General features: G+C 70.3%; 13 protein-coding genes and 1 pseudogene. 10 read left to right on the top strand and 4 right to left on the bottom strand.

Annotated features, from left to right (window positions below):
* Positions 1 to 157 precede the first annotated feature (157 nt).
* Positions 158 to 4,219: an ATP-dependent RNA helicase HrpA gene (gene hrpA, locus ACLQ2S_RS16190; RefSeq protein ID WP_425701970.1), complete on the top strand. Its 4,062-nt coding sequence runs from the start codon at positions 158 to 160 to the stop codon at positions 4,217 to 4,219.
* A gap of 70 nt (positions 4,220 to 4,289) precedes the next feature.
* On the opposite strand, the gene ACLQ2S_RS16185 is transcribed toward hrpA, so the two are convergent.
* The gene (locus tag ACLQ2S_RS16185) at positions 4,290 to 5,222 is read right to left on the bottom strand and encodes a LysR family transcriptional regulator (protein WP_155217809.1); all 933 of its coding nucleotides are present in this window, start codon (positions 5,220 to 5,222) and stop codon (positions 4,290 to 4,292) included.
* 77 nt (positions 5,223 to 5,299) lie between these two features.
* Between ACLQ2S_RS16185 and ACLQ2S_RS16180 the strand changes: the two genes are divergently transcribed.
* The 5 genes from ACLQ2S_RS16180 to ACLQ2S_RS16160 all read left to right on the top strand — a co-directional run bounded on the left by ACLQ2S_RS16180 (position 5,300) and on the right by ACLQ2S_RS16160 (position 11,300).
* Positions 5,300 to 5,992 carry a succinate dehydrogenase cytochrome b subunit gene (locus tag ACLQ2S_RS16180; protein ID WP_309223194.1) on the top strand — a complete coding sequence of 231 codons (693 nt, stop codon included), beginning with the start codon at positions 5,300 to 5,302 and terminating at the stop codon, positions 5,990 to 5,992.
* Between the two features lie 2 nt (positions 5,993 to 5,994).
* Entirely contained in the window at positions 5,995 to 7,932 is a 1,938-nt protein-coding gene (locus ACLQ2S_RS16175; RefSeq protein WP_425701969.1) for a fumarate reductase/succinate dehydrogenase flavoprotein subunit, read from the top strand.
* Positions 7,929 to 8,690 carry a succinate dehydrogenase/fumarate reductase iron-sulfur subunit gene (locus ACLQ2S_RS16170; RefSeq protein WP_309223193.1) on the top strand — a complete coding sequence of 254 codons (762 nt, stop codon included), beginning with the start codon at positions 7,929 to 7,931 and terminating at the stop codon, positions 8,688 to 8,690. The genes ACLQ2S_RS16175 and ACLQ2S_RS16170 overlap by 4 nt, the downstream gene beginning before the upstream one ends.
* 150 nt (positions 8,691 to 8,840) lie before the next feature.
* Positions 8,841 to 10,022 (top strand): zinc-dependent alcohol dehydrogenase, encoded by a 1,182-nt coding sequence (locus ACLQ2S_RS16165; protein ID WP_425701968.1) that lies wholly within the window; start codon positions 8,841 to 8,843, stop codon positions 10,020 to 10,022.
* A 126-nt stretch (positions 10,023 to 10,148) separates the two neighbouring features.
* Positions 10,149 to 11,300 carry an MBL fold metallo-hydrolase gene (locus ACLQ2S_RS16160; RefSeq protein WP_155217801.1) on the top strand — a complete coding sequence of 384 codons (1,152 nt, stop codon included), beginning with the start codon at positions 10,149 to 10,151 and terminating at the stop codon, positions 11,298 to 11,300.
* 17 nt (positions 11,301 to 11,317) lie between these two features.
* On the opposite strand, the gene ACLQ2S_RS16155 is transcribed toward ACLQ2S_RS16160, so the two are convergent.
* The 3 genes from ACLQ2S_RS16155 to ACLQ2S_RS16145 all read right to left on the bottom strand — a co-directional run bounded on the left by ACLQ2S_RS16155 (position 11,318) and on the right by ACLQ2S_RS16145 (position 14,551).
* Positions 11,318 to 11,989, bottom strand: coding sequence for a PIG-L deacetylase family protein (locus ACLQ2S_RS16155; protein ID WP_155217799.1), 672 nt, complete (start codon positions 11,987 to 11,989; stop codon positions 11,318 to 11,320).
* On the bottom strand, positions 11,986 to 12,915 hold the full coding sequence (locus ACLQ2S_RS16150) for a methionyl-tRNA formyltransferase (protein ID WP_425701967.1): 930 nt from the start codon (positions 12,913 to 12,915) through the stop codon (positions 11,986 to 11,988). Before ACLQ2S_RS16150 ends, ACLQ2S_RS16155 begins: the two co-directional genes overlap by 4 nt.
* A 124-nt stretch (positions 12,916 to 13,039) precedes the next feature.
* A complete protein-coding gene (locus ACLQ2S_RS16145; protein WP_155217795.1) occupies positions 13,040 to 14,551 on the bottom strand; it encodes a deoxyguanosinetriphosphate triphosphohydrolase family protein in 1,512 nt (503 codons plus the stop codon).
* Here ACLQ2S_RS16145 and ACLQ2S_RS16140 point away from each other — a divergent pair.
* From ACLQ2S_RS16140 to ACLQ2S_RS16125, 4 genes and pseudogenes are all read left to right on the top strand, one after another.
* Positions 14,550 to 17,013, top strand: a pseudogene (locus ACLQ2S_RS16140) (Tex family protein). The gene ACLQ2S_RS16145 and the pseudogene ACLQ2S_RS16140 overlap by 2 nt on opposite strands.
* Before the next feature lie 94 nt (positions 17,014 to 17,107).
* Positions 17,108 to 17,539, top strand: coding sequence for a hypothetical protein (locus ACLQ2S_RS16135; protein ID WP_155217791.1), 432 nt, complete (start codon positions 17,108 to 17,110; stop codon positions 17,537 to 17,539).
* A gap of 124 nt (positions 17,540 to 17,663) precedes the next feature.
* Positions 17,664 to 18,836 (top strand): DegT/DnrJ/EryC1/StrS family aminotransferase, encoded by a 1,173-nt coding sequence (locus ACLQ2S_RS16130; protein WP_155217789.1) that lies wholly within the window; start codon positions 17,664 to 17,666, stop codon positions 18,834 to 18,836.
* A 31-nt stretch (positions 18,837 to 18,867) separates the two neighbouring features.
* Positions 18,868 to 19,959: a lipid II:glycine glycyltransferase FemX gene (locus ACLQ2S_RS16125; RefSeq protein ID WP_425701966.1), complete on the top strand. Its 1,092-nt coding sequence runs from the start codon at positions 18,868 to 18,870 to the stop codon at positions 19,957 to 19,959.
* The last annotated feature ends 23 nt before the right edge of the window (positions 19,960 to 19,982 follow it).

The following is a 19,982-nucleotide window of genomic DNA, read 5'->3' as shown; positions in this document are numbered from 1 at the left end:
CGGGCACCACCACGCAGGAGCGCCAGGCAGGAGAGCGCCAGGCAGGAGACGGCCAGGCAGGAGACGGCCAGGCCGGACAGGCGCTAACCAGGACAGGGCCGGGCAGGGGGTAACCAGGAGGCGGTCCGGGAAGTGGCTGCCTATCCTTGGCCACGACATGCAGAATCCAGGCTCACCCACCTCGACCGACCCCGTCCGCGACCTGCAGCGCCGCCTGTCACCGTTGATGTTCCGTGACCAGCGGCACCTGCGCCGTCGACTCGACGGGTTGCGGAAGCTACGCGACCCACAGCGACGCGAAGCGGTGCTGACCGAGATCGTCGCCGAGACGGCCGCGGCGGAGGTCCGGCTGGAGCGGCGGAAAGCCGCCGTGCCGACCATCACCTACCCGGCGAGTCTGCCGGTGAGCGGACGCAAGGACGACATCGCCGCGGCGATCCGCGACCACCAGGTGGTGATCGTGGCGGGCGAGACCGGCTCCGGGAAGACCACCCAGTTGCCGAAGATCTGCCTGGAGCTGGGTCGCGGTGTGCACGGGTTGATCGGCCACACCCAGCCTCGGCGGCTGGCCGCGCGGACGGTGGCCGACCGGATCGCCGAGGAGTTGGGCACCGAACTCGGCGACGTGGTCGGCTACAAGGTGCGCTTCACCGATCAGGTGGGCGAGAACAGCCTGGTCAAGCTGATGACCGACGGCATTCTGCTGGCCGAGTTGCAGACCGATCGGATGCTGCGCCAGTACGACACGTTGATCATCGACGAGGCGCACGAACGCAGCCTCAACATCGATTTCATTCTCGGGTACCTCAAGCAACTCCTGCCGTGCCGCCCCGACCTCAAGGTGGTCATCACCTCGGCCACCATCGAGACCGACCGGTTCGCGCGGCACTTCGCCGGGCCACCGACCGCCGAACATCCCGACGGCGAGCCGGCGCCGGTGGTGGAGGTCTCCGGCCGGACCTACCCGGTCCAGGTGCGCTACCGGCCACTGGTCGAGGTCGCCGACGGCGACGAGGAGGACCCGGACGAGGAGAATGTCCGCGACCAGATCCAGGCCATCGGCGACGCCGTCGAGGAGTTGGCCGCCGAGGGACCGGGCGACATCCTGGTCTTCCTCAGCGGTGAGCGGGAGATCCGGGACACCGCCGAGGCGCTGGGCAAGCTGGTGCAGAACAAGCGGTCGCTGCTCGGCACCGAGATCCTGCCGTTGTACGCCCGACTCAGCGTCGCCGAGCAGCACCGGGTCTTCGCCCCGCACTCCGGGCGACGGGTGGTCCTGGCCACCAACGTGGCGGAGACCTCGCTGACCGTGCCCGGCATCAAGTACGTGGTGGATCCCGGCACCGCCCGGATCTCCCGGTACTCGCAGCGCCTGAAGGTGCAGCGGCTGCCGATCGAGCCGATCTCCCAGGCCAGCGCCAACCAGCGCAAGGGCCGCTGTGGGCGTACCTCGGACGGCATCTGTATCCGGCTCTACGACGAGCAGGACTTCGCCTCCCGCCCGGAGTTCACCGACCCGGAGATCCTGCGGACCAACCTGGCCTCGGTCATCCTCCAGATGACCGCCATCGGGCTGGGTGACATCGCCGCCTTCCCGTTCATCGACCCGCCGGACCGTCGCAACATCACCGACGGGGTGAACCTGCTGCACGAGTTGGGTGCGATCGACCCGACCGAGACCGAGCCGGCACGGCGGCTCACCTCCCTCGGTCGGCGGCTGGCCCAACTGCCGGTCGACCCGAGGTTGGCGCGGATGGTGCTGGAGGGCGAACGCAACGGCTGCGCCACCGAGGTGATGGTGATCGCGGCGGCCCTGTCGATCCAGGATCCGCGTGAACGGCCGGCGGACAAGCAGGCCCAGGCCGACCAGGCGCACGCCCGGTTCGCCGACGCCGAATCCGACTTCGTCGCGTACCTCAACCTGTGGCGGTATCTGCGGGAGCAGCAGCGGGCGCTCTCCTCCAGCGCGTTCCGGCGGATGTGTCGGGCCGAGTACCTCAACTACCTGCGGGTGCGGGAGTGGCAGGACATCGTCAGCCAGTTGCGGCAGGTCCTGCGTACGCCCGAGGGGGACGGACGCAGACGCGGCCGGCGGGGCCCCGCGGCGGCTGAGCCCGACGGCGGCGCCGCCCGACGCCAGGTCGGCGCGGATCTGCCGGAGGAGATCGACACCGCGAAGGTGCACCAGTCGCTGCTGCCCGGCCTGCTGTCGCACATCGGCCTCAAGGACGCGCAGAAGCACGAGTACCTGGGTGCGCGCGGCGCGAAGTTCGCCCTGTTCCCGGGGTCGGCGCTGTTCCGCAAGCCGCCCCGCTGGGTGATGGCCGCCGAGCTGGTGGAGACCTCCCGGCTGTGGGGGCGGGTGAACGGACGCATCGAGCCGGAGTGGGTCGAGCCGCTGGCCCAACACCTGGTCAAGCGCAGCTACAGCGAGCCGCACTGGGAGAAGAAGCAGGCGGCGGTGATGGCGTACGAGAAGGTCACCCTCTTCGGCGTCCCGCTGGTCACCTCCCGCAAGGTCAACTTCGGCCGGATCGACCCGACGTTGAGCCGGGAGCTGTTCATCCGGCACGCCCTGGTCGAGGGCGACTGGTCCACCCACCACCGGTTCTGGCGGGACAACCAGCGGTTGCTGGCCGAGGTGGAGGAGCTGGAGAACCGCGCCCGGCGACGCGACATCCTGGTCGACGACGAGACGATCTTCCAGTTCTACGACGAACGGATCCCGGCCGAGGTGGTTTCCGGTCGGCACTTCGACAGCTGGTGGAAGACGGCCCGCCGCCAGCAGCCCGAGTTGCTCACCTTCACCCGCGAACTGCTCGTCAACTCCGGTCGGGGCGGGCTCGACGAGGCCGACTACCCCGACCAGTGGCAGGCCGACGGGGTGGCGTTGCCGCTGACGTACACCTTCGATCCGGGGACCCCGACCGACGGCGTGACGGTGGACATCCCGCTGCCGCTGCTCAACCAGCTGCCCGCCGAGAGCTTCGACTGGCAGGTGCCGGGGCTGCGGGAGGAACTGGTCGTCGCGCTGATCCGGTCGCTGCCGAAGCCGATCCGGCGCAACTTCGTTCCGGTACCCGACTACGCCCGCGCCGCGCTGGCGGAGATCACCCCGGGCGCGGAGCCGCTGCTGGACGCGTTGACCCGCCAGCTGCGGCGGATGACCGGGGTGACGGTGCCTCGGGACGCCTGGGACCTGGCCAAACTTCCGCCGCACCTGCGGGTCACCTTCCGGGTGCTCGGCGAGGACGACAAGCCGGTCGCCGAGGGCAAGGATCTGCCGACCCTGCAACGCCGACTCAAGGCGGAGGTACGCCAGGTGGTGGCCGCCGCCGCGCCGGATCTGGCCCGCTCGGGGCTGACCGGCTGGGAGATCGGCACGCTGCCGCGCACCATCGAGCAGGTCCGGGCCGGCTACGCGGTGACCGCCTACCCGGCGCTGGTCGACGAGGGCGCCACGGTCGGGGTGCGGGTGTTCGACTCACCGGCGGAGCAGGAGGCCGCCCACTGGGCGGGCACTCGACGGCTGCTGCGGTTGACCGTGCCCTCGCCGGCGAAGTTCCTCCAGGGACGGCTGTCCAACGAGGCGAAGCTGGCGTTGTCCCGCAACCCGCACGGCGGGGTGCAGGCGTTGATCGAGGACGCATCCGGCGCGGCGATCGACAAGCTGGTCATCGACGCGGGTGGCCCGGCGTGGGACGAGGCGGGTTTCGCCGCGCTGCGGGAGAAGGTCCGGGCCGACCTGGTGGACACCGTGGTGGAGGTGATGGAGCGGGTCCGGGCGGTGCTCGCCACCGCGTACGCGGTGCAGCAGCGCCTCGGCGCGACGAGGAACCTGGCCGTGGTGGCCGCCCTGGCCGACATCCGCAACCAGCTCACCGGCCTGGTGCACGCCGGTTTCATCACCGAGGCCGGGTACGCCCGCCTGCCCGACCTGCTGCGTTATCTGACCGCGATCGAGCGGCGGCTGGACCGGCTGCCGAGCAATCCGGCGCGGGACAAGTCCCAGCAGGACCGGGTCGCGGTGGTGCAGCGCGAGTACGACGAGATGCTGGCCGCGCTGCCACCGGCTCGACGCTCCGCCGACGCGGTACGCCGGATCCGGTGGATGATCGAGGAGTTGCGGGTGAGCATCTTCGCCCAGGCCCTCGGCACCCCCTACCCGGTTTCCGAGCAACGTATCTACCGCGCCATGGACGACGCCGAGAGCGGCTAGGCCGGCCGGCGCGTCGGGCGAAGGTCGCCCGCGATCGCGTCCGGCCGCGATCCGACACCGGTCCGGCTGATCAGCTCAGCGGCTCGACGCCGGGTGGCAGTTGCGCGGTGGCGGTGGCGGTGTGCACGTAGTCGAGCAGGATGCGCCGCAGTTCACGGCCGGCGTGGGTGGGCACCACGTCGCGGCGGCGGGCCACGGCGATGGTGCGGCGTACGCCGGGCGGGGCGAGTCGGGTGACCCGGATGCCGGGTCGGCGCGCCACCGCGATGCCGGGGACCAGGGCGATGCCCAGCCCGGCCTCGACGAAGCTGAGCACGGCGTCCATCTCTCCACCGTCGACCGACAGGGTCGGCTCGAAGCCGGCGTCCCGGCACGCCTGGAGGGTGGCGTCGCGCAGGTCGTAGCCCTCGCGGAACATCACCAGTGGCTGGTCGCGCAGGTCGGCGACGCGCAGGTCGGCACCGGGGGTGGCGGACGGCACCGGGTCGACCGAGGCGACCACCAGGCTCTCGGTGAGGATCGGGTCGGCGCGCAGTCCGGGGTCGGCGCCCTGGGCCGGCATGATGATCAGCGCCAGGTCGAGGTCGCCGCGGAGCAGGTCACGGACGAGATCCTGGGAGCCACCCTCCTCCACTCGAAGGTCGACGGTGGGGTGGGCGTCACGGAACCGGCGCAGCACCGGCGGGGCCAGCGAGGTGGCCAGGCTGGGGGTGGCGCCGAGGCGTACCCGACCACGGCGCAGGCCGACGAGTTCCTGTACCTCGCGGACGGCGGTGTCGACGTCGGCGAGGATCCGCTTGGCCAGCGGCAGCAGGACCTCCCCCGCCGCGGTGAGGGTGATGTTGCCCCTTACCCGCTCGAACAGGGGCGCACCGAGGGTGTCCTCCAGCGCGTGAATTTGCTTACTCAACGAAGGCTGGGTGATGCCCACGATGTCGGCCGCCTGGGTGAAATGTCGTACTTCGGCAACCGCAACGAAGTACTTCAGCTGATGGAGCTGCATCTACATAGCTTATGGCTATCAAGACTGCGACGTCGATGCATTGGACGACTGATCAAACTGCTCCTAGCGTCGGTCGCGTGGTAGTCACGACAAGAACGCGGTCGCCCATCCGATCCAACGTCGGTCTCAAGGCCGTCATGGCGGTGACGGGCATCCTGCTGGTGCTGTTCCTCATCGCCCACATGCTGGGCAACCTGAAGATCTTCTCGGGTGCGACGTCGTTCGACCACTACGCGCACTGGTTACGCGAACTCGGCGTGCCGCTGCTTCCCGCCAGCGGGTTCCTGTGGGTGCAGCGGGTCGGCCTGGTGACCGCGGCCGTCCTGCACATCTGGGCCGCCACGGTCCTGGCGTTGCGCGCCCGCGCCGCCCGCCCGGTGCGCTACGCCCACCGCAAGAAGGTCCGGGGCAGCTACGCGGCGAGGACCATGCGGTGGGGCGGCGTGATCATCCTGCTCTTCGTGGTCTACCACATCCTCGACCTGACCACCGGCACGCTGAACCCGGTCGGCGACTCCTCCCGGCCGTACGCGAACGTGGTCGCCGACTTCGCCCCGGAGCGTTGGTACGTCACGCTCTTCTACACCCTGGCGGTCGTCACCCTCGGTTTCCACCTGCGGCACGGCGTGTTCAGCGCGCTGCGCAGCCTCGGCCAGCAGACCCCGCGTGGCGAGCAGCGGGCCCGGGTGGTGGCGCTGGTCTTCGCCGTCGCGCTCTGCGCCGGCTACCTCCTGGTCCCGTTCGCCGTACTCACCGGATTGGTGTCCTGACCATGGAACTGTTCATCGAGGGCGACCCGATCGCCGACACCAGGGCGCCCGACGGGCCGATCGAGACCCGCTGGGAGCGTCGCCGCTTCGAGGCGAAGCTGGTCAACCCGGCCAACCGCCGCAAGATGACGGTCATCGTGGTCGGTACCGGACTGGCCGGTGGCTCCGCCGCCGCCACGCTCGCCGAGCAGGGCTACCGGGTCAAGTCGTACTGCTACCAGGACAGCCCCCGCCGGGCGCACTCGATCGCCGCGCAGGGCGGCATCAACGCCGCGAAGAACTACCGCAACGACGGCGACTCGGTGCACCGGCTCTTCTACGACACCGTCAAGGGCGGCGACTTCCGCTCCCGCGAGTCGAACGTGCACCGGCTGGCCGAGGTCTCGGTCAACATCATCGACCAGTGCGTCGCCCAGGGCGTGCCCTTCGCCCGCGAGTACGGCGGTCTGCTCGACACCCGCTCCTTCGGTGGCGCGCAGGTGCAGCGCACCTTCTACGCCCGGGGCCAGACGGGCCAGCAGTTGCTGCTCGGCGCGTACCAGGCGCTGGAGCGCCAGATCGGCCTGGGCAACGTGGAGATGAACGCCCGGCACGAGATGCTGGAACTGATCGTCGTCGACGGCAAGGCCCGGGGCATCGTGGTCCGGGACATGGTCACCGGTGAGATCACCACGGAGTTCGCCGACGCCGTGGTCCTCGCCTCCGGCGGCTACGGCAACGTCTTCTACCTCTCCACCAACGCCAAGGGCTGCAACGTCACCGCCACCTGGCGGGCCCACCGCAAGGGCGCGTACTTCGCCAACCCCTGCTACACGCAGATCCACCCGACCTGCATCCCGGTCTCCGGCGACCACCAGTCGAAGTTGACCCTGATGAGCGAGTCGCTGCGCAACGACGGTCGGGTCTGGGTGCCGAAGGCCAAGGACGACGACCGCGACCCCCGCGACATCCCGGAAGGCGAGCGCGACTACTACCTGGAGCGCATCTACCCGTCCTTCGGCAACCTGGTGCCCCGCGACATCGCCTCCCGCGCCGCGAAGAACGTCTGCGATGAGGGGCGGGGCGTGGGCCCGACGAAGCTGGGGGTCTACCTCGACTTCGCCGACGCCATCGAGCGGCTCGGCCGCAAGGCCATCGAGGCCAAGTACGGCAACCTCTTCGAGATGTACGAGCGGATCACCGGCGAGGACCCGTACGAGGTGCCGATGCGGATCTACCCGGCGGTGCACTACACGATGGGCGGGCTCTGGGTCGACTACGACCTCCAGTCGACCATCCCCGGCCTGTTCGTCATCGGTGAGGCGAACTTCTCCGACCACGGCGCGAACCGGCTCGGCGCCTCGGCGCTGATGCAGGGCCTGGCCGACGGGTACTTCGTGCTGCCCAACACGCTCGCCAACTACCTCGCCGCCGGTCCGTTCGAGAAGGTCGACGCCACCCACCCGGCGGCCGTCGAGGCCCGTCGTGACGTGGAGGACCGCATCCAGCGGCTGCTCGCGGTCGACGGGGACCGGACGGTGGACTCGTTCCACCGCGAACTGGGCCAGATCATGTGGGAACACTGCGGCATGGAGCGCTCCGAGGCCGGACTGCGCAAGGCCATCGACGAGATCCGCGCCCTGCGGGACCAGTTCTGGCAGCGGGTACGGGTCCCGGGCAACGGTGAGGGGCTCAACCAGTCGCTGGAGAAGGCCGGCCGGGTCGCCGACTTCTTCGAACTGGCCGAGCTGATGTGCATTGACGCCCTGCACCGGGAGGAGTCCTGCGGCGGCCACTTCCGCGCCGAGCACCAGACTCCCGAGGGCGAGGCCCAGCGCGACGACGAGCGGTTCGCGTACGTCGCGGCCTGGGAGTTCACCGGCACCGGTGAGCCGTCGGTGTTGCACAAGGAAGACCTGAACTTCGAATACGTCCACCCCACGCAGCGGAGCTACAAGTGAATCTGACCCTGCGCATCTGGCGCCAGTCCGGCCCCCAGGACAAGGGTCGGATGGTGACCTACCAGGTCGAAGACGTCTCCCCGGACATGTCGTTCCTGGAGATGCTCGACGTGCTCAACGAGCGGCTCATCCTCGCCGGAGAGGAGCCGATCGCCTTCGACCACGACTGCCGCGAGGGCATCTGCGGCATGTGCGGCCTCATGATCAACGGGGAGGCGCACGGCCCGCAGCGCGGCACCACCGCCTGCCAGCTGCACATGCGGCAGTTCTCCGACGGCGACACCATCTCCATCGAGCCGTGGCGGGCCCGTGCCTTCCCGGTCGTCAAGGACCTGGTGGTCAACCGCAACGCCTTCGACAAGATCATCGCTGCCGGCGGGTACGTCACCGCACCCACCGGCAGCGCGCCGGAGGCACACTCCGTACCGGTGGCCAAGGCCGACGCCGACGCCGCCTTCGAGTCCGCCGCCTGCATCGGCTGCGGCGCCTGCGTGGCGGCCTGCCCGAACGGGTCCGGCATGCTGTTCACCGCGGCCAAGGTCACCCAGCTCTCGCTGCTGCCGCAGGGCCAGCCGGAGCGCTACACCCGGGTGCTCGGCATGGTCGAGGCGCACGACGAGGCCGGCTTCGGTGGCTGCACCAACGCCGGCGAGTGCACGGTGGTCTGCCCGAAGGGTATCCCGTTGACCACCATCGGCCGGCTCAACCGCGATTACCTGGCGGCGACCACCCGACGCGCCGACACCCCCGGCACCTGAGCGCCCCCTCGCGCCCGTGCGACGGCCGCCTCGCCCGGAACGGGCGCGGCGGCCGTTCGCGCTGATCCCTCCGATCACCGGCTCGACCGATTCAAGCGGTCCGTGACGGGTAGCAGTCCAGCTACGGGACGGCGGCGAGAGGGAGCGGACATGCGGGCACTGACCTGGCAGGGCAAGCGGGACGTGCGGGTCGAGGAGGTGCCCGATCCGAGAATCGAGGACCCGACAGACGCGATCGTACGGATCACCTCCACCGCCATCTGCGGCTCCGACCTGCACCTGTACGAGGTCCTGGGGCCCTACCTCAAGCCGGGTGACATCCTCGGCCACGAACCGATGGGAATCGTCGAGGAGGTCGGCCCCGGGGTCACCCGACTCAAGCCCGGCGACCGGGTGGTGGTGCCGTTCAACATCGCCTGCGGGTCCTGCTGGATGTGCCAGCGGCAGCTCTACGCCCAGTGCGAGACCACCCAGGTAACCGCCGAGGGCAAGGGTGCCGCGCTGTTCGGCTACACCTCCCTCTACGGCGCGGTGCCCGGCGGACAGGCCCAGTTCCTCCGCGTCCCGCACGCCGAGTTCGGCCCGATCAAGGTGCCCACCGAGGGCCCGGACGAGCGGTGGCTCTACCTCTCCGACATCCTCCCGACCGCCTGGCAGGCGGTGCGGTACGCCGACACTCCGCGCGGCGGCACCCTGGCGGTCTTCGGGCTGGGACCGGTGGGCCAGTTCTGCGCCCGGATCGGCCGACACCTGGGCGCGGACCGGGTGATCGGCCTCGACCTGGTGCCGGAGCGGCTGGAGATGGCCCGGCGGCACGGCGTGGAGGTGCTCGACATCTCCCAACTCGACGACGTGCCGGGCACGTTGATCGACCTGGTGGACGGGCGTGGGCCGGACGCGGTGATCGACGCGGTCGGCATGGAGTCGCACGGCGCGCCGCTGGGCAAGCTCGGCCAGGCCGCCGCCGGGCTGCTACCGCACGCCCTCGCCCAACCGATGATCGACAAGGTGGGGGTGGATCGGCTGGTCACCCTCAAGGCCGCGCTCAAGGCCGTCCGACGCGGCGGCACCGTCTCCATCTCCGGGGTGTACGGCGGCGAGGTCGACCCGCTGCCGCTGATGGAGATGTTCGACCGGGGCATCCAGCTGCGGATGGGCCAGTGCCACGTGCGGCGCTGGACCGACGAGATCATCCCGCTGCTCACCGACGAGGACCCGCTCGGCGTGACCGACCTGATGACCCACCGGCTGCCGTTGGAGCAGGCGCCGCAGGCGTACGAGATGTTCCAGCAGAAGCAGGACGGCTGCGTGAAGGTCGTCCTCGCCCCGTGACCGACCGCGGGCCCGCTCGCGCCGACCCCGGCGAGCCCGCCCGCCGCGGACCCGTACCGCCCCAGCGACGGCGGGTGATGGACCGGCGGCGGCTAATGTGGACACGGCATCAACCGAGGGGGGACCATGCGGGCGCCGAACGAGCCGACCGGACGGAGCACGGGTTGGCGGATCATCGGGTCGGTGGCGGGCCTGGCCGCGTTGGCCGGGCTCGCCGGGGCGGCCTGGGCCGCACGGAACGTGCCGGCGGCGATGGGTGGCCGACTGGCCGGTGACCGCGCCGCACGGGCGGCCCGGTCACCGCAGTTCCGCGACGGCACCTTCCACAACCGGACGGACACCCGCACGATGGTGCCGGTCTCCGACCGCAACCTCTTCCGAGAACTGCTCTTCGGCAAGCAGAAGCGCCGGCCCGCCGCGCCCGTGCCACTGCTGCGACCCACCGCCGAGACCGGCATCGATCCGGAACGCGAGCTGAACGTCGTCTGGTACGGCCACGCCTCCGCCCTGATCGAGATCGAGGGTCGACGGGTGCTGGTCGATCCGATGTGGAGTGACAGGTGCTCCCCCTCGACGGCCGTCGGCCCGCGTCGACTGCACGAACCGCCGGTACGCCTCGACGAACTGCCCCACCTCGACGCGATCCTCATCTCCCACGACCACTACGACCATCTCGACATGGGCACGGTGCGGGAGTTGACCGCCCGCCAGTCGGCGCCGTTCCTGGTGCCGCTCGGCGTCGGGGCCCACCTCGACCGTTGGGGCGTACCGGCGGAGCGGATCATCGAGATGGACTGGTCGCAGACCCACCGGGTGGCCGAACTGGAGATCACCTGCACCGCCGCCCAGCACTTCTCCGGCCGAGGGCTGCGCCGCAACGTCACGCTGTGGAGTTCCTGGGTGGTGGCGGGCCGCCACCGTCGGGTCTTCTACACCGGGGACTCCGGCTACTTCGGCGGGTACGCCGAGATCGGCGCGGCACACGGGCCGTTCGACGTGACGCTGATGCAGATCGGCGCGTACGACCGGGCCTGGCCGGGGATCCACATGTTCCCGGAGGAGGCCGTCGCCGCCCACCTGGACCTGCGCGGCGGTCTGTTCGTGCCGGTGCACTGGGCCACGTTCAACCTCGCCATCCACGACTGGTCCGAGCCGGTGGACCGGCTCTGGGCCGAAGCGAAGGCCCGCGACGTGCGGCTGGCCGTGCCGCGCCCCGGCGAGCGGGTGGTGGTCGACGACCCGCCGCCGGTCGACGGCTGGTGGCAGGCCGTCGCCTGACGGCTACCCGGCTCCTGTCACTCGATACCGCGAACCATCACGAACGGCTCGGCTGCGTCGCAGCCGATCACCGTGCCGTAGTGCTCGGCCTGTACCCGCAGTGCTCGGTCGTTGCGCGGATGGGGCCAGTCCCGCCACTCCGAGCGGTAGCACCTGAACGCTTCCAGCTTCCGCTCCAGCGTGTCCGAGATGTCGACGAACCAGTTCGGCTGCCACCAACTCTCCGGCGCCGGAGTCCACTCGGTGCTGGAACTCGGGGCGAAGGTGAGCAGCCTGCGCACCGACTGTCCCGGTACCGGCCGGGTGGCTACCGCGACCGAGTGGAAGACGGTGCGATGGTCGAGGTTGATGTCGGCCTGCACGCAGTAGACGGTGTCCGGCTGGAACTCGGCCACCTGCCGCTCGACCACCCGATTCACGTCCACGTGCGGCAGCGTATCCAGCCGCATGTCAGGCAGGTCGTGGTGCACGTAGTCGCTGACGCCGAGGGTTTCAGCCGCCTTCCGTGCCTCCTGCTGTTTCTGCCGCAGGATCTCGAGGTCGCCTGCGTACTGGGTGGACGATCCGTCGGTGACGCAGCAGATGCGTACGGCGTCACCAGCATCGGCGTGCCGTGCGATGGTGCCGCCCATGCCCAGGATCTCGTCGTCGGGGTGGGCGGCGAAGATGAGGATCCGTCGCGCGCTCATCCGAGCACCGCCCCGACGTCGAGCAGGTCGCGCAACTCGTCTCCGCTGGCCGGCGGGCGGTCGTCGACCGACGCCTCACGGATCAGCAGGGCACCAGCGCCTGCCGCGACCAGCACCCCGTCAGGGCGATGCGCCAGGACCGTACCCGCAGGTGCCCGGTGCCCGGTGGACTCCGGCCGGGCAGCCCAGATCACCAACCGACGGTCCCCGAGCCAGGTGAAGGCACCCGGGTAGGGGTGGGTCTGCGCACGCACCCAGACATCGAGATACTCCGCGCGGGTCTCCCAGTCGATCAGGCCGTCGGCCGGGGTGCGCTTGGGCCAGTGACTTGCCCGCTTCGGATCCTGCGGAAGCCGTGGGTGGGTGCCCGACGCGATCAGCGGAAAGTACTCGCGCACCAACTCGACGTGTGCCGTCGCGCACTTGGCGTACAGGGTTGTCGCAGTCTCGTCGGCAGCGATGTCGACCTGCGCCTGTCCGACGATGGCCCCGGAGTCGGCGGTGGCGTCGGGGATCTCGAAGAGCGTCACTCCGGTGCGGGCCAGCCCGGTCAGGATCGCCCAGGGGATCGGGGCACGACCCCGGTGCCGGGGAAGCAGGGTCGGGTGCATCCCGAAGGTGCCGCGACGCGGGATCGCGAGTAGCTCCTCCCGGAGCAACTGCGACCAGCCGACCACCCAGAGGGTGTCCGGAGCCAGCCGGCGTACGGCGGCGACGCAGTCCGGGTCGTTGACGTTGCGGGCCTCGATCAGCTCCGCGCCGAACCGATCGGCCACATCGTCGAAGCAGCACATGCCCGAGACTTCCGGACGGATCGGACCCGCAAGCGTCACGATGCCCGCCACCTCGGCCCCCACCTCGGCGGCAGCTTCCAGACAGGCTCTGCCTATGGTGTCGAAACTGACCCATACCAAGCGCTTGCTCATCGGCACCCCTTCGTCTCAGCCGGCTCATCCGCCACAGCACCCTCAGCCGCTTTCGCGCATCTTAGGAGCTTTTCAGGGGCTAAGACGGACAAATCGCGGAGGAGGCCATTTCGGCCAATGCAGCTCAGAGGACGAAGGCGTCGGTCCAGAGGGCGCCGGACCGACCGGAGAGCGAGTCCAGCATCGCCACCGCCTGACTGTCGGTCAGTTGGGCGACGAAGTCCACGATGGCCCGACCGCGCGCCTTGCCGATCCGGTCCGGGGTACGCGGGTGCAGTTCCGCCTCGGCCAACTCCACCAGGTCGTGCAGTCGGCGCGGCAGCCGGGACTCCTCCTCCGGGTCGAGCAGCCACTCCCGCAACGCCTCGACCAGGGTGTCCAGCAGCCGGGCCTGCCCGCGTTGGTGCAGCGCCAGGTCGGGGCGGGCCAGCACGAACCGGTGGTGCACGAACTTGAGCACCTGCACCTCGTGCCACTGGGCCGGGGCCAGCAACACGTGCCCGGAGCGTACGGCGGGCTGCTCGACGACGGTGATCGCGTCCACGAAGCGGGTGGTCCACCGGGCGGAGAAGCGGGCGATGTACTGTTCCGCCTCGATCGAGCCGTCGAACGGTGTCGCGAGCAGCCCTTCGACCAGTTCCTCCCGGACGTGTTCGACGGCGGCGGCGAACGCCTCGTCATCGGCGATCCAGGCGTCCTTGTGGTGCAGTTGGCGGCGTAGCCGCTCGATCGACGAACCGGGCCGGCGCGCCGAGGTGGCCAGCGCGGAGTCGGTGACCCCCCGCAGCTGACCGCCCTCACGCTGCCAGGCCATCAGCTCGGCGGCCACCGCGCCCTGCTGGAGCACGCCGACCCGGTAGAAGTCCTCCACGTCGTGGATGGCGTAGGCGATGTCGTCGGCGGTGTCCATCACCGACGCCTCGACGGTCTGCTGCCACTCGGCGATCCGGCCGGCGAACGGTGCCCGCGCCTGCCGCAGGTCGTCCAGCTCCGTGCGGTACGCCCCGAACTTCGCCGAGCCGCTGCCCGGATCGTCCGGCGGCGGCGTCGCCCCACGCGGCGGCGGATCCATCAGGCGCGGATGCGGATCGGGATGGTCGAGCCGGGTCCAGGGGTACTTCAGCATCGCCGCCCGCACCGCCGCGGTCAGGTCCAGGCCGGTGGTCGCCGCGCCACGGATCTCGGTCGAGGTGACGATCCGGTACGACTGGGCGTTGCCCTCGAAACCGTCGGTCAGGCCGAGCCGGTGCCGGGCCAGCCGGTCCAGCACCCGCTCCCCCAGGTGCCCGAAGGGCGGGTGGCCGAGGTCGTGGGCGAGCGCGGCGGCCTCCACCACGTCCGGGTCGCAGCCACCCAGCTTCTCCACCAGGTCGCGTTGGTCCTCGTCGGCGGTGATCCGCTCGGCGATCGCCCGCGCCACCTGCGCCACCTTGAGGCTGTGGGTGAGCCGGTTGTGCACCAGCAGCCCCGTCCCGCCCGGACTGACCACCTGAGTGACGCCGCCGAGCCGGGTGAAGAACGGCGAGCCGACGATCCGGTCCCGGTCGGCGCGGAACGGGCTGACCGCCAGGTCGCCGAGGGCCCGCGCGCTGCCGCCGAAGAGTCGGCGCGCCCGGGGGGCCACAGGTGGTTCCATGATCGCCACGGTAGCCCGGCAGAATGCACCACGGAACCCAGACCCGAAGGCGGAGCGACATCGTGACCCTCTCTGTTCATCAGCGGATCGCCGAGGAACTCGGCGTCGCCGAGCGCCAGGTACGCGCGGCCGTGGAACTGCTCGACGGTGGTGCCACCGTCCCGTTCATCGCGCGTTACCGGAAGGAGGCCACCGGCCTGCTCGACGACACCCAGCTGCGCACCCTGGAGGAGCGCCTGCGGTACCTGCGTGAGCTGGACGAACGGCGCGCGGCGGTGCTGGAGTCCATCCGCTCCCAGGGCAAACTCGACGAGGCGCTGGAAGCACAGATCATGGCGGCCGACTCGAAGTCCCGCCTGGAGGACATCTACCTGCCGTACAAGCCGAAGCGGCGGACCCGGGCACAGATCGCCCGCGAGGCCGGGCTGGAGCCGCTGGCCGACACGCTGCTCGGCGACCCGACGCAGGACCCTCGCACGGTCGCGGCGACCTTCGTCGACGCGGACAAGGGCGTGGCCGACGCCGCCGCCGCGCTCGACGGGGCACGGGCCATCCTGATCGAGCGGTTCGCCGAGGACGCCGACCTGATCGGCACGCTGCGCGAGCAGATGTGGTCGCGGGGCCGGCTGGTGTCCCGGGTACGCGAAGGGCAGGAGAGCGCCGGGGCGAAGTTCGCCGACTACTTCGACTTCGCCGAGCCGTACCCGAAGCTGCCCTCGCACCGCATCCTGGCCATGTTCCGGGGCGAGAAGGAGGGCGTACTCGACCTCACCATGGATCCGGAGGCCGACGGTGACGTCGACGCGGCGGTGACCGGGCCGAGCCGCTACGAGGCCGCCGTCGCCGGCCGGTTCGGCATCAGCGACCAGGGACGGCCCGCCGACCGGTGGCTCGCCGACACGGTGCGCTGGGCGTGGCGTACCCGCATCCTCATCCACCTCGGCGCGGACCTGCGGATGCGGCTGTGGCAGGCCGCCGAGGAGGAGGCCGTGCGGGTCTTCGCCACCAACCTGCGGGACCTGCTGCTGGCCGCACCGGCCGGTGCCCGGCCCACGATGGGGCTGGATCCGGGTCTGCGGACCGGGGTGAAGGTGGCCGTCGTGGACGCCACCGGCAAGGTGGTCGCCACGGACACGATCTACCCGCACGAGCCGCGCCGACAGTGGGACGCCTCGCTGCACACCCTCGCCACGCTCGCCGCGGCGCACGGGGTCGAGCTGGTCGCCATCGGCAACGGCACCGCCAGCCGGGAGACCGACAAGTTGGCCGGTGACCTGATCAAGAAGCACCCGGAGCTGAAGCTGACCAAGGTGGTGGTCTCGGAGGCGGGCGCGTCGGTCTACTCCGCCTCGGCGTACGCCGCCCAGGAACTGCCCGGCCTGGACGTGTCGCTGCGCGGCGCGGTCTCCATCGCCCGCCGCCTCCAGGACCCGCTCGCGGAGCTGGTCAAGATCGACCCACGCTCCATCGGTGTCGGGCAGTACCAGCACGACCTGTCCGAGGTGAAGCTGTCCCGTTCGCTGGACGCCGTGGTGGAGGACTGCGTCAACGGCGTCGGCGTGGACGTCAACACCGCCTCCGCGCCGCTGCTGACCCGGGTCTCCGGCATCGGGGCCGGGTTGGCCGAGAACATCGTGCTGCACCGGGACGCCAACGGCCCGTTCCGCACCCGAGCCGACCTGAAGAAGGTGGCCCGGCTCGGCCCGAAGGCGTTCGAGCAGTGCGCCGGCTTCCTGCGCATCCCGGACGGTGACGACCCGCTGGACTCCTCCAGCGTGCACCCGGAGGCGTACCCGGTGGTGCGCCGGATCCTGGCCAGCACCGGTCAGGACCTGCGCTCGATCATCGGTAAGAGCGCCCTCCTGCGCGGGCTGCGCGCGACCGACTTCGTCGACGACACGTTCGGCCTGCCCACCGTCACCGACATCATCGCCGAGTTGGAGAAGCCGGGCCGCGACCCACGGCCGGAGTTCAAGACGGCGACCTTCGTCGAGGGTGTGGAGAAGATCAGCGACCTGACGCCCGGGATGATCCTGGAGGGTGTCGTCACCAACGTCGCCGCGTTCGGGGCGTTCGTCGACGTCGGGGTGCACCAGGACGGCCTGGTGCACGTGTCGGCGATGTCGCGCACCTTCGTGAAGGACCCGCGCGACGTGGTCAAGTCCGGTGACGTGGTGAAGGTCAAGGTGCTGGATGTCGACGTGCCGCGCAAGCGGATCTCGCTGACCCTGCGCCTGGAGGACGACGCCGACACCGGACGCGGCGACGGCGGTCGGCGCGAGCGCAACAGCGATCGTGCTGGTCAGCGGGGCGACGGGGGACGCCGATCCCAGAGCGGCACCGGCGGTCGCGGTGGGTCGGGCGGCCGACGCGACGGGCAGCCGCGTCAGGGGCGGGGCGGGGAAACCGCGCCGGCGAACGGTGCGATGGCAGACGCGCTACGCCGCGCCGGCCTCGCCTGAGTCAGTCATCGCCGACGGGCGGTCCGGCGAACGCGCCGGCGGCGGTGCGGTAGCCGGACCTGCCTCCGGCAGCGGCTCGACAAAGGAGCAACACATGAGACAGGACGACTCGGCGTGGCGGGAACAACAACGCCACGCGGTACGGGCGCACGCCGAGGCCGAGGCACGACGGCGGGCGGCTGAGCATGCCGAGGCTGCCGAGCTGGTGGCCGGGTTCGTCACCGAGGCGCTCCGGCGCGGTTTGCGCAGCAGTCGGCTCGTCGTCCGCTCCTACGACGGGCGTGCCCGCTACCGCACCCCGCTCACCGGCTGGTACGTCGATCAGGCCCGCCTCCGCGCGATCGACACGTCAGGACGGTTCTACCTGTTGTCTGTGCCGGCCAGTCTGCGCGCACGGTTGTTCGGTGCCGTGCCCGAGCCGTCTCCGGCGCCGTTGGTCATCGGGCGGGGCGGTCGCGACGGAGAGTCGGTGCCGCTGCGTGACCTGCTCGACCGACGCCTCGAAGCCGGTAACAGCTGGACGTGATCGGCGGAGTGGGCTATTCACATTGCAGACGTGAAGGACAATATAAGTCGCATTAGGGCAATACTCCCGACCAGCTAGGTCGTTGACCCCTCCGTAGACAGATCGGGACGGACGGGGACCGAAGATGGCGGTACGCGAACACGACACCAGCCGACGGTCGGGAGAGGCGACGGATCGCGTCCTGCTATCGCCGCCGGACGTCGGGCCGTTGGAGGAGTCGTACCTGCTGAGTGCGCTGCGCTCCGGATGGGTCGCGCCGGTCGGCCCGGATCTGGATGCCTTCGAACGCGAGGTCGCGGCACGGGTGGACCGTCGGCATGCGGTCGCCCTGGCCTCCGGCACCGCCGGACTACACCTGGCTCTTGTCGCCCTCGGCACGCGGCCCGGCGATGTCGTGGTGGTGCCGACACTGACCTTCATCGCCACCGCCAATGCGGTCGTCTACACCGGAGCAGAACCAGTCTTCGTCGATTGCGAGCCGGAGTCGGGAAACCTTGATCCGGCTCTGCTCGACCAGGCGCTGAGCGAGCTACGCTCCGCGAACCGTCGGGTGGCCGCGGTGCTGCCGGTGGACATGTTCGGATCCTGCGCCGACTATCGGCGCATCCTGTCCGTCTGCACGGCGGCCGGAGTGCCGGTGGTCGAGGACGCCGCGGAGGCGCTCGGCGCCGTTCGTGACGGACAGCCGGCCGGTTCCTTCGGCCGCGCCGCCGTGCTGTCGTTCAACGGCAACAAGATCATCACCACCTCGGGTGGTGGCATGCTGGTCTCGGACGACGCCGAACTGGTCGCCAGGTGCCGTTACCTCAGCACCCAGGCCCGGCAACCCGTGCCGCACTACGAGCATGTCGAGCTCGGTTACAACTACCGGCTGAGCAACCTGCTGGCCGCCCTCGGGCGTGCGCAGCTACGCCGGCTCGACGGCATGCTGGCCAGACGCCGGGCCCACCGCGAGCGGTACGCGAAGCTCTTCGCCGCCGTACCGGGTGTTCGGCTGCTCGGCGACGGTGACGCCGGATCCAACTGCTGGTTGACCAGCATCGTCGTCGATCCCGAGGTGGCGGGATGGCGTGCCGCCGATCTCGCGCGCCACCTGGACGCGTTGGGCATCGAGACTCGCCCGATCTGGAAACCGATGCACTTGCAGCCGGTGTTCGCCGGTGCTCGTGGCGTCCTGTCCGGCGTCGCCGAGAGCCTCTTCACTGACGGGCTCACTCTGCCCAGCGGCTCCGCGATGAGCGAACGTCAGGCCGCGCGGGTGTCCACGGCGATCGGCGACTTCCTCGACCGCCGATGAGGAGCGCCGGCCGAACCCAAGGTGTGCAGCGATGAGGCTTGAGATCTGGAACGCCCGCGACCCGCAGGACGAGGCGCGTTGGCTGCGGGCGTACGAGGCATGGGCGAACCGGGAGGTGTGCGCCCACCCGCGCTATGTGCGGCTCTTCGCCGACGAGCGGGAGGAACCCCTCGCGGCATACGTTCGCACCCGTAGCGGATTCGTGCTCTACCCGTTTCTGCTGCGTCCGGTCGACGCCCCACACCTACAGGCGGCCGGACCACCGGTGTTCGATCTCGCCAGCCCCTACGGCAGTAGCAGTGGCGGAGCGTTCCAGCAGGGTGTCGACAGTGTCGAGGCGAAGGAGTTCTGGCTCGCCTTCGATGACTTCTGCCGATCCCGCCGGGTGGTCAGCGAGTTCTGCCGGCTACATGTCTTCCCCGAGCAACGGTTGCCCTACCCGGGCAAGATCCAGCCACGGCTGGTCAACGTGGTACGCGATCTCGACACCCCGCCCGAACAGATGTGGCGGGAGTTCGAGCACAAGGTCCGCAAGAACGTGAACAAGGCACGGCGAAACGGGGTCACCGTCGAGGTCGACGTGACCGGCGAACGACTGGCCGACTTCCTTCGGATCTATCACGCGACGATGCAACGGCGGGGAGCCAGCGAGACCTACCACTTCCCGCCGGAGTTCTTCCAGGTGTTGCTGCGGGATCTGCCCGGCGGTGCGGTCCTCTTCCATGCCTTACACAGCGGCCGGGTGGTGTCGACCGAACTCGTCCTCCTCTCCGCGCAAAACATGTACTCCTTTCTCGGCGGCACCGATGAGGAGGCGTTCGACCTACGCCCCAACGACCTTCTGAAGTACGAGATCTTTCAGTGGGGTCGACAGCACGGCCATCAGCGATTCCTGCTTGGCGGCGGGTACGCCCCGAACGATGGCATCTTTCGCTACAAGCGGGCCTTCGCCCCGCACAACCTGCTCACCTACTCGACCGGCACCAGGGTGCTCGACCCTGCGCGCTATGCGGCGCTGACCAGCGCCCACCAGGTGGAGGGACGGCGACGGGACCCGGCATGGCGTCCGGATCCCGCGTTCTTTCCGGAGTACCGGCAGCCCTTCCCGGCAAATACGAAATAGGCCATGAATCGGCTGCTTTCCTG

Source organism: Micromonospora sp. DT48, assembly GCF_049844495.1.
In the GTDB taxonomy this organism is placed as follows: Bacteria; Actinomycetota; Actinomycetes; order Mycobacteriales; family Micromonosporaceae; genus Micromonospora.
The sequence above is the reverse complement of the archived record's forward strand: the minus strand, read 5'-3'. Positions and strand labels throughout refer to the sequence as shown.

What these genes read in the sequence shown, in the direction of transcription:
- hrpA (WP_425701970.1), top strand. Translation starts at nt 158, where the DNA reads ATGCAGAATCCAGGCTCACCCACCTCGACCGACCCCGTCCGCGACCTG.
- ACLQ2S_RS16185 (WP_155217809.1), bottom strand. Translation starts at nt 5,222, where the DNA reads ATGCAGCTCCATCAGCTGAAGTACTTCGTTGCGGTTGCCGAAGTACGA.
- ACLQ2S_RS16175 (WP_425701969.1), top strand. Translation starts at nt 5,995, where the DNA reads ATGGAACTGTTCATCGAGGGCGACCCGATCGCCGACACCAGGGCGCCC.
- ACLQ2S_RS16165 (WP_425701968.1), top strand. Translation starts at nt 8,841, where the DNA reads ATGCGGGCACTGACCTGGCAGGGCAAGCGGGACGTGCGGGTCGAGGAG.
- ACLQ2S_RS16160 (WP_155217801.1), top strand. Translation starts at nt 10,149, where the DNA reads ATGCGGGCGCCGAACGAGCCGACCGGACGGAGCACGGGTTGGCGGATC.
- ACLQ2S_RS16155 (WP_155217799.1), bottom strand. Translation starts at nt 11,989, where the DNA reads ATGAGCGCGCGACGGATCCTCATCTTCGCCGCCCACCCCGACGACGAG.
- ACLQ2S_RS16150 (WP_425701967.1), bottom strand. Translation starts at nt 12,915, where the DNA reads ATGAGCAAGCGCTTGGTATGGGTCAGTTTCGACACCATAGGCAGAGCC.
- ACLQ2S_RS16145 (WP_155217795.1), bottom strand. Translation starts at nt 14,551, where the DNA reads ATGGAACCACCTGTGGCCCCCCGGGCGCGCCGACTCTTCGGCGGCAGC.
- ACLQ2S_RS16135 (WP_155217791.1), top strand. Translation starts at nt 17,108, where the DNA reads ATGAGACAGGACGACTCGGCGTGGCGGGAACAACAACGCCACGCGGTA.
- ACLQ2S_RS16130 (WP_155217789.1), top strand. Translation starts at nt 17,664, where the DNA reads ATGGCGGTACGCGAACACGACACCAGCCGACGGTCGGGAGAGGCGACG.
- ACLQ2S_RS16125 (WP_425701966.1), top strand. Translation starts at nt 18,868, where the DNA reads ATGAGGCTTGAGATCTGGAACGCCCGCGACCCGCAGGACGAGGCGCGT.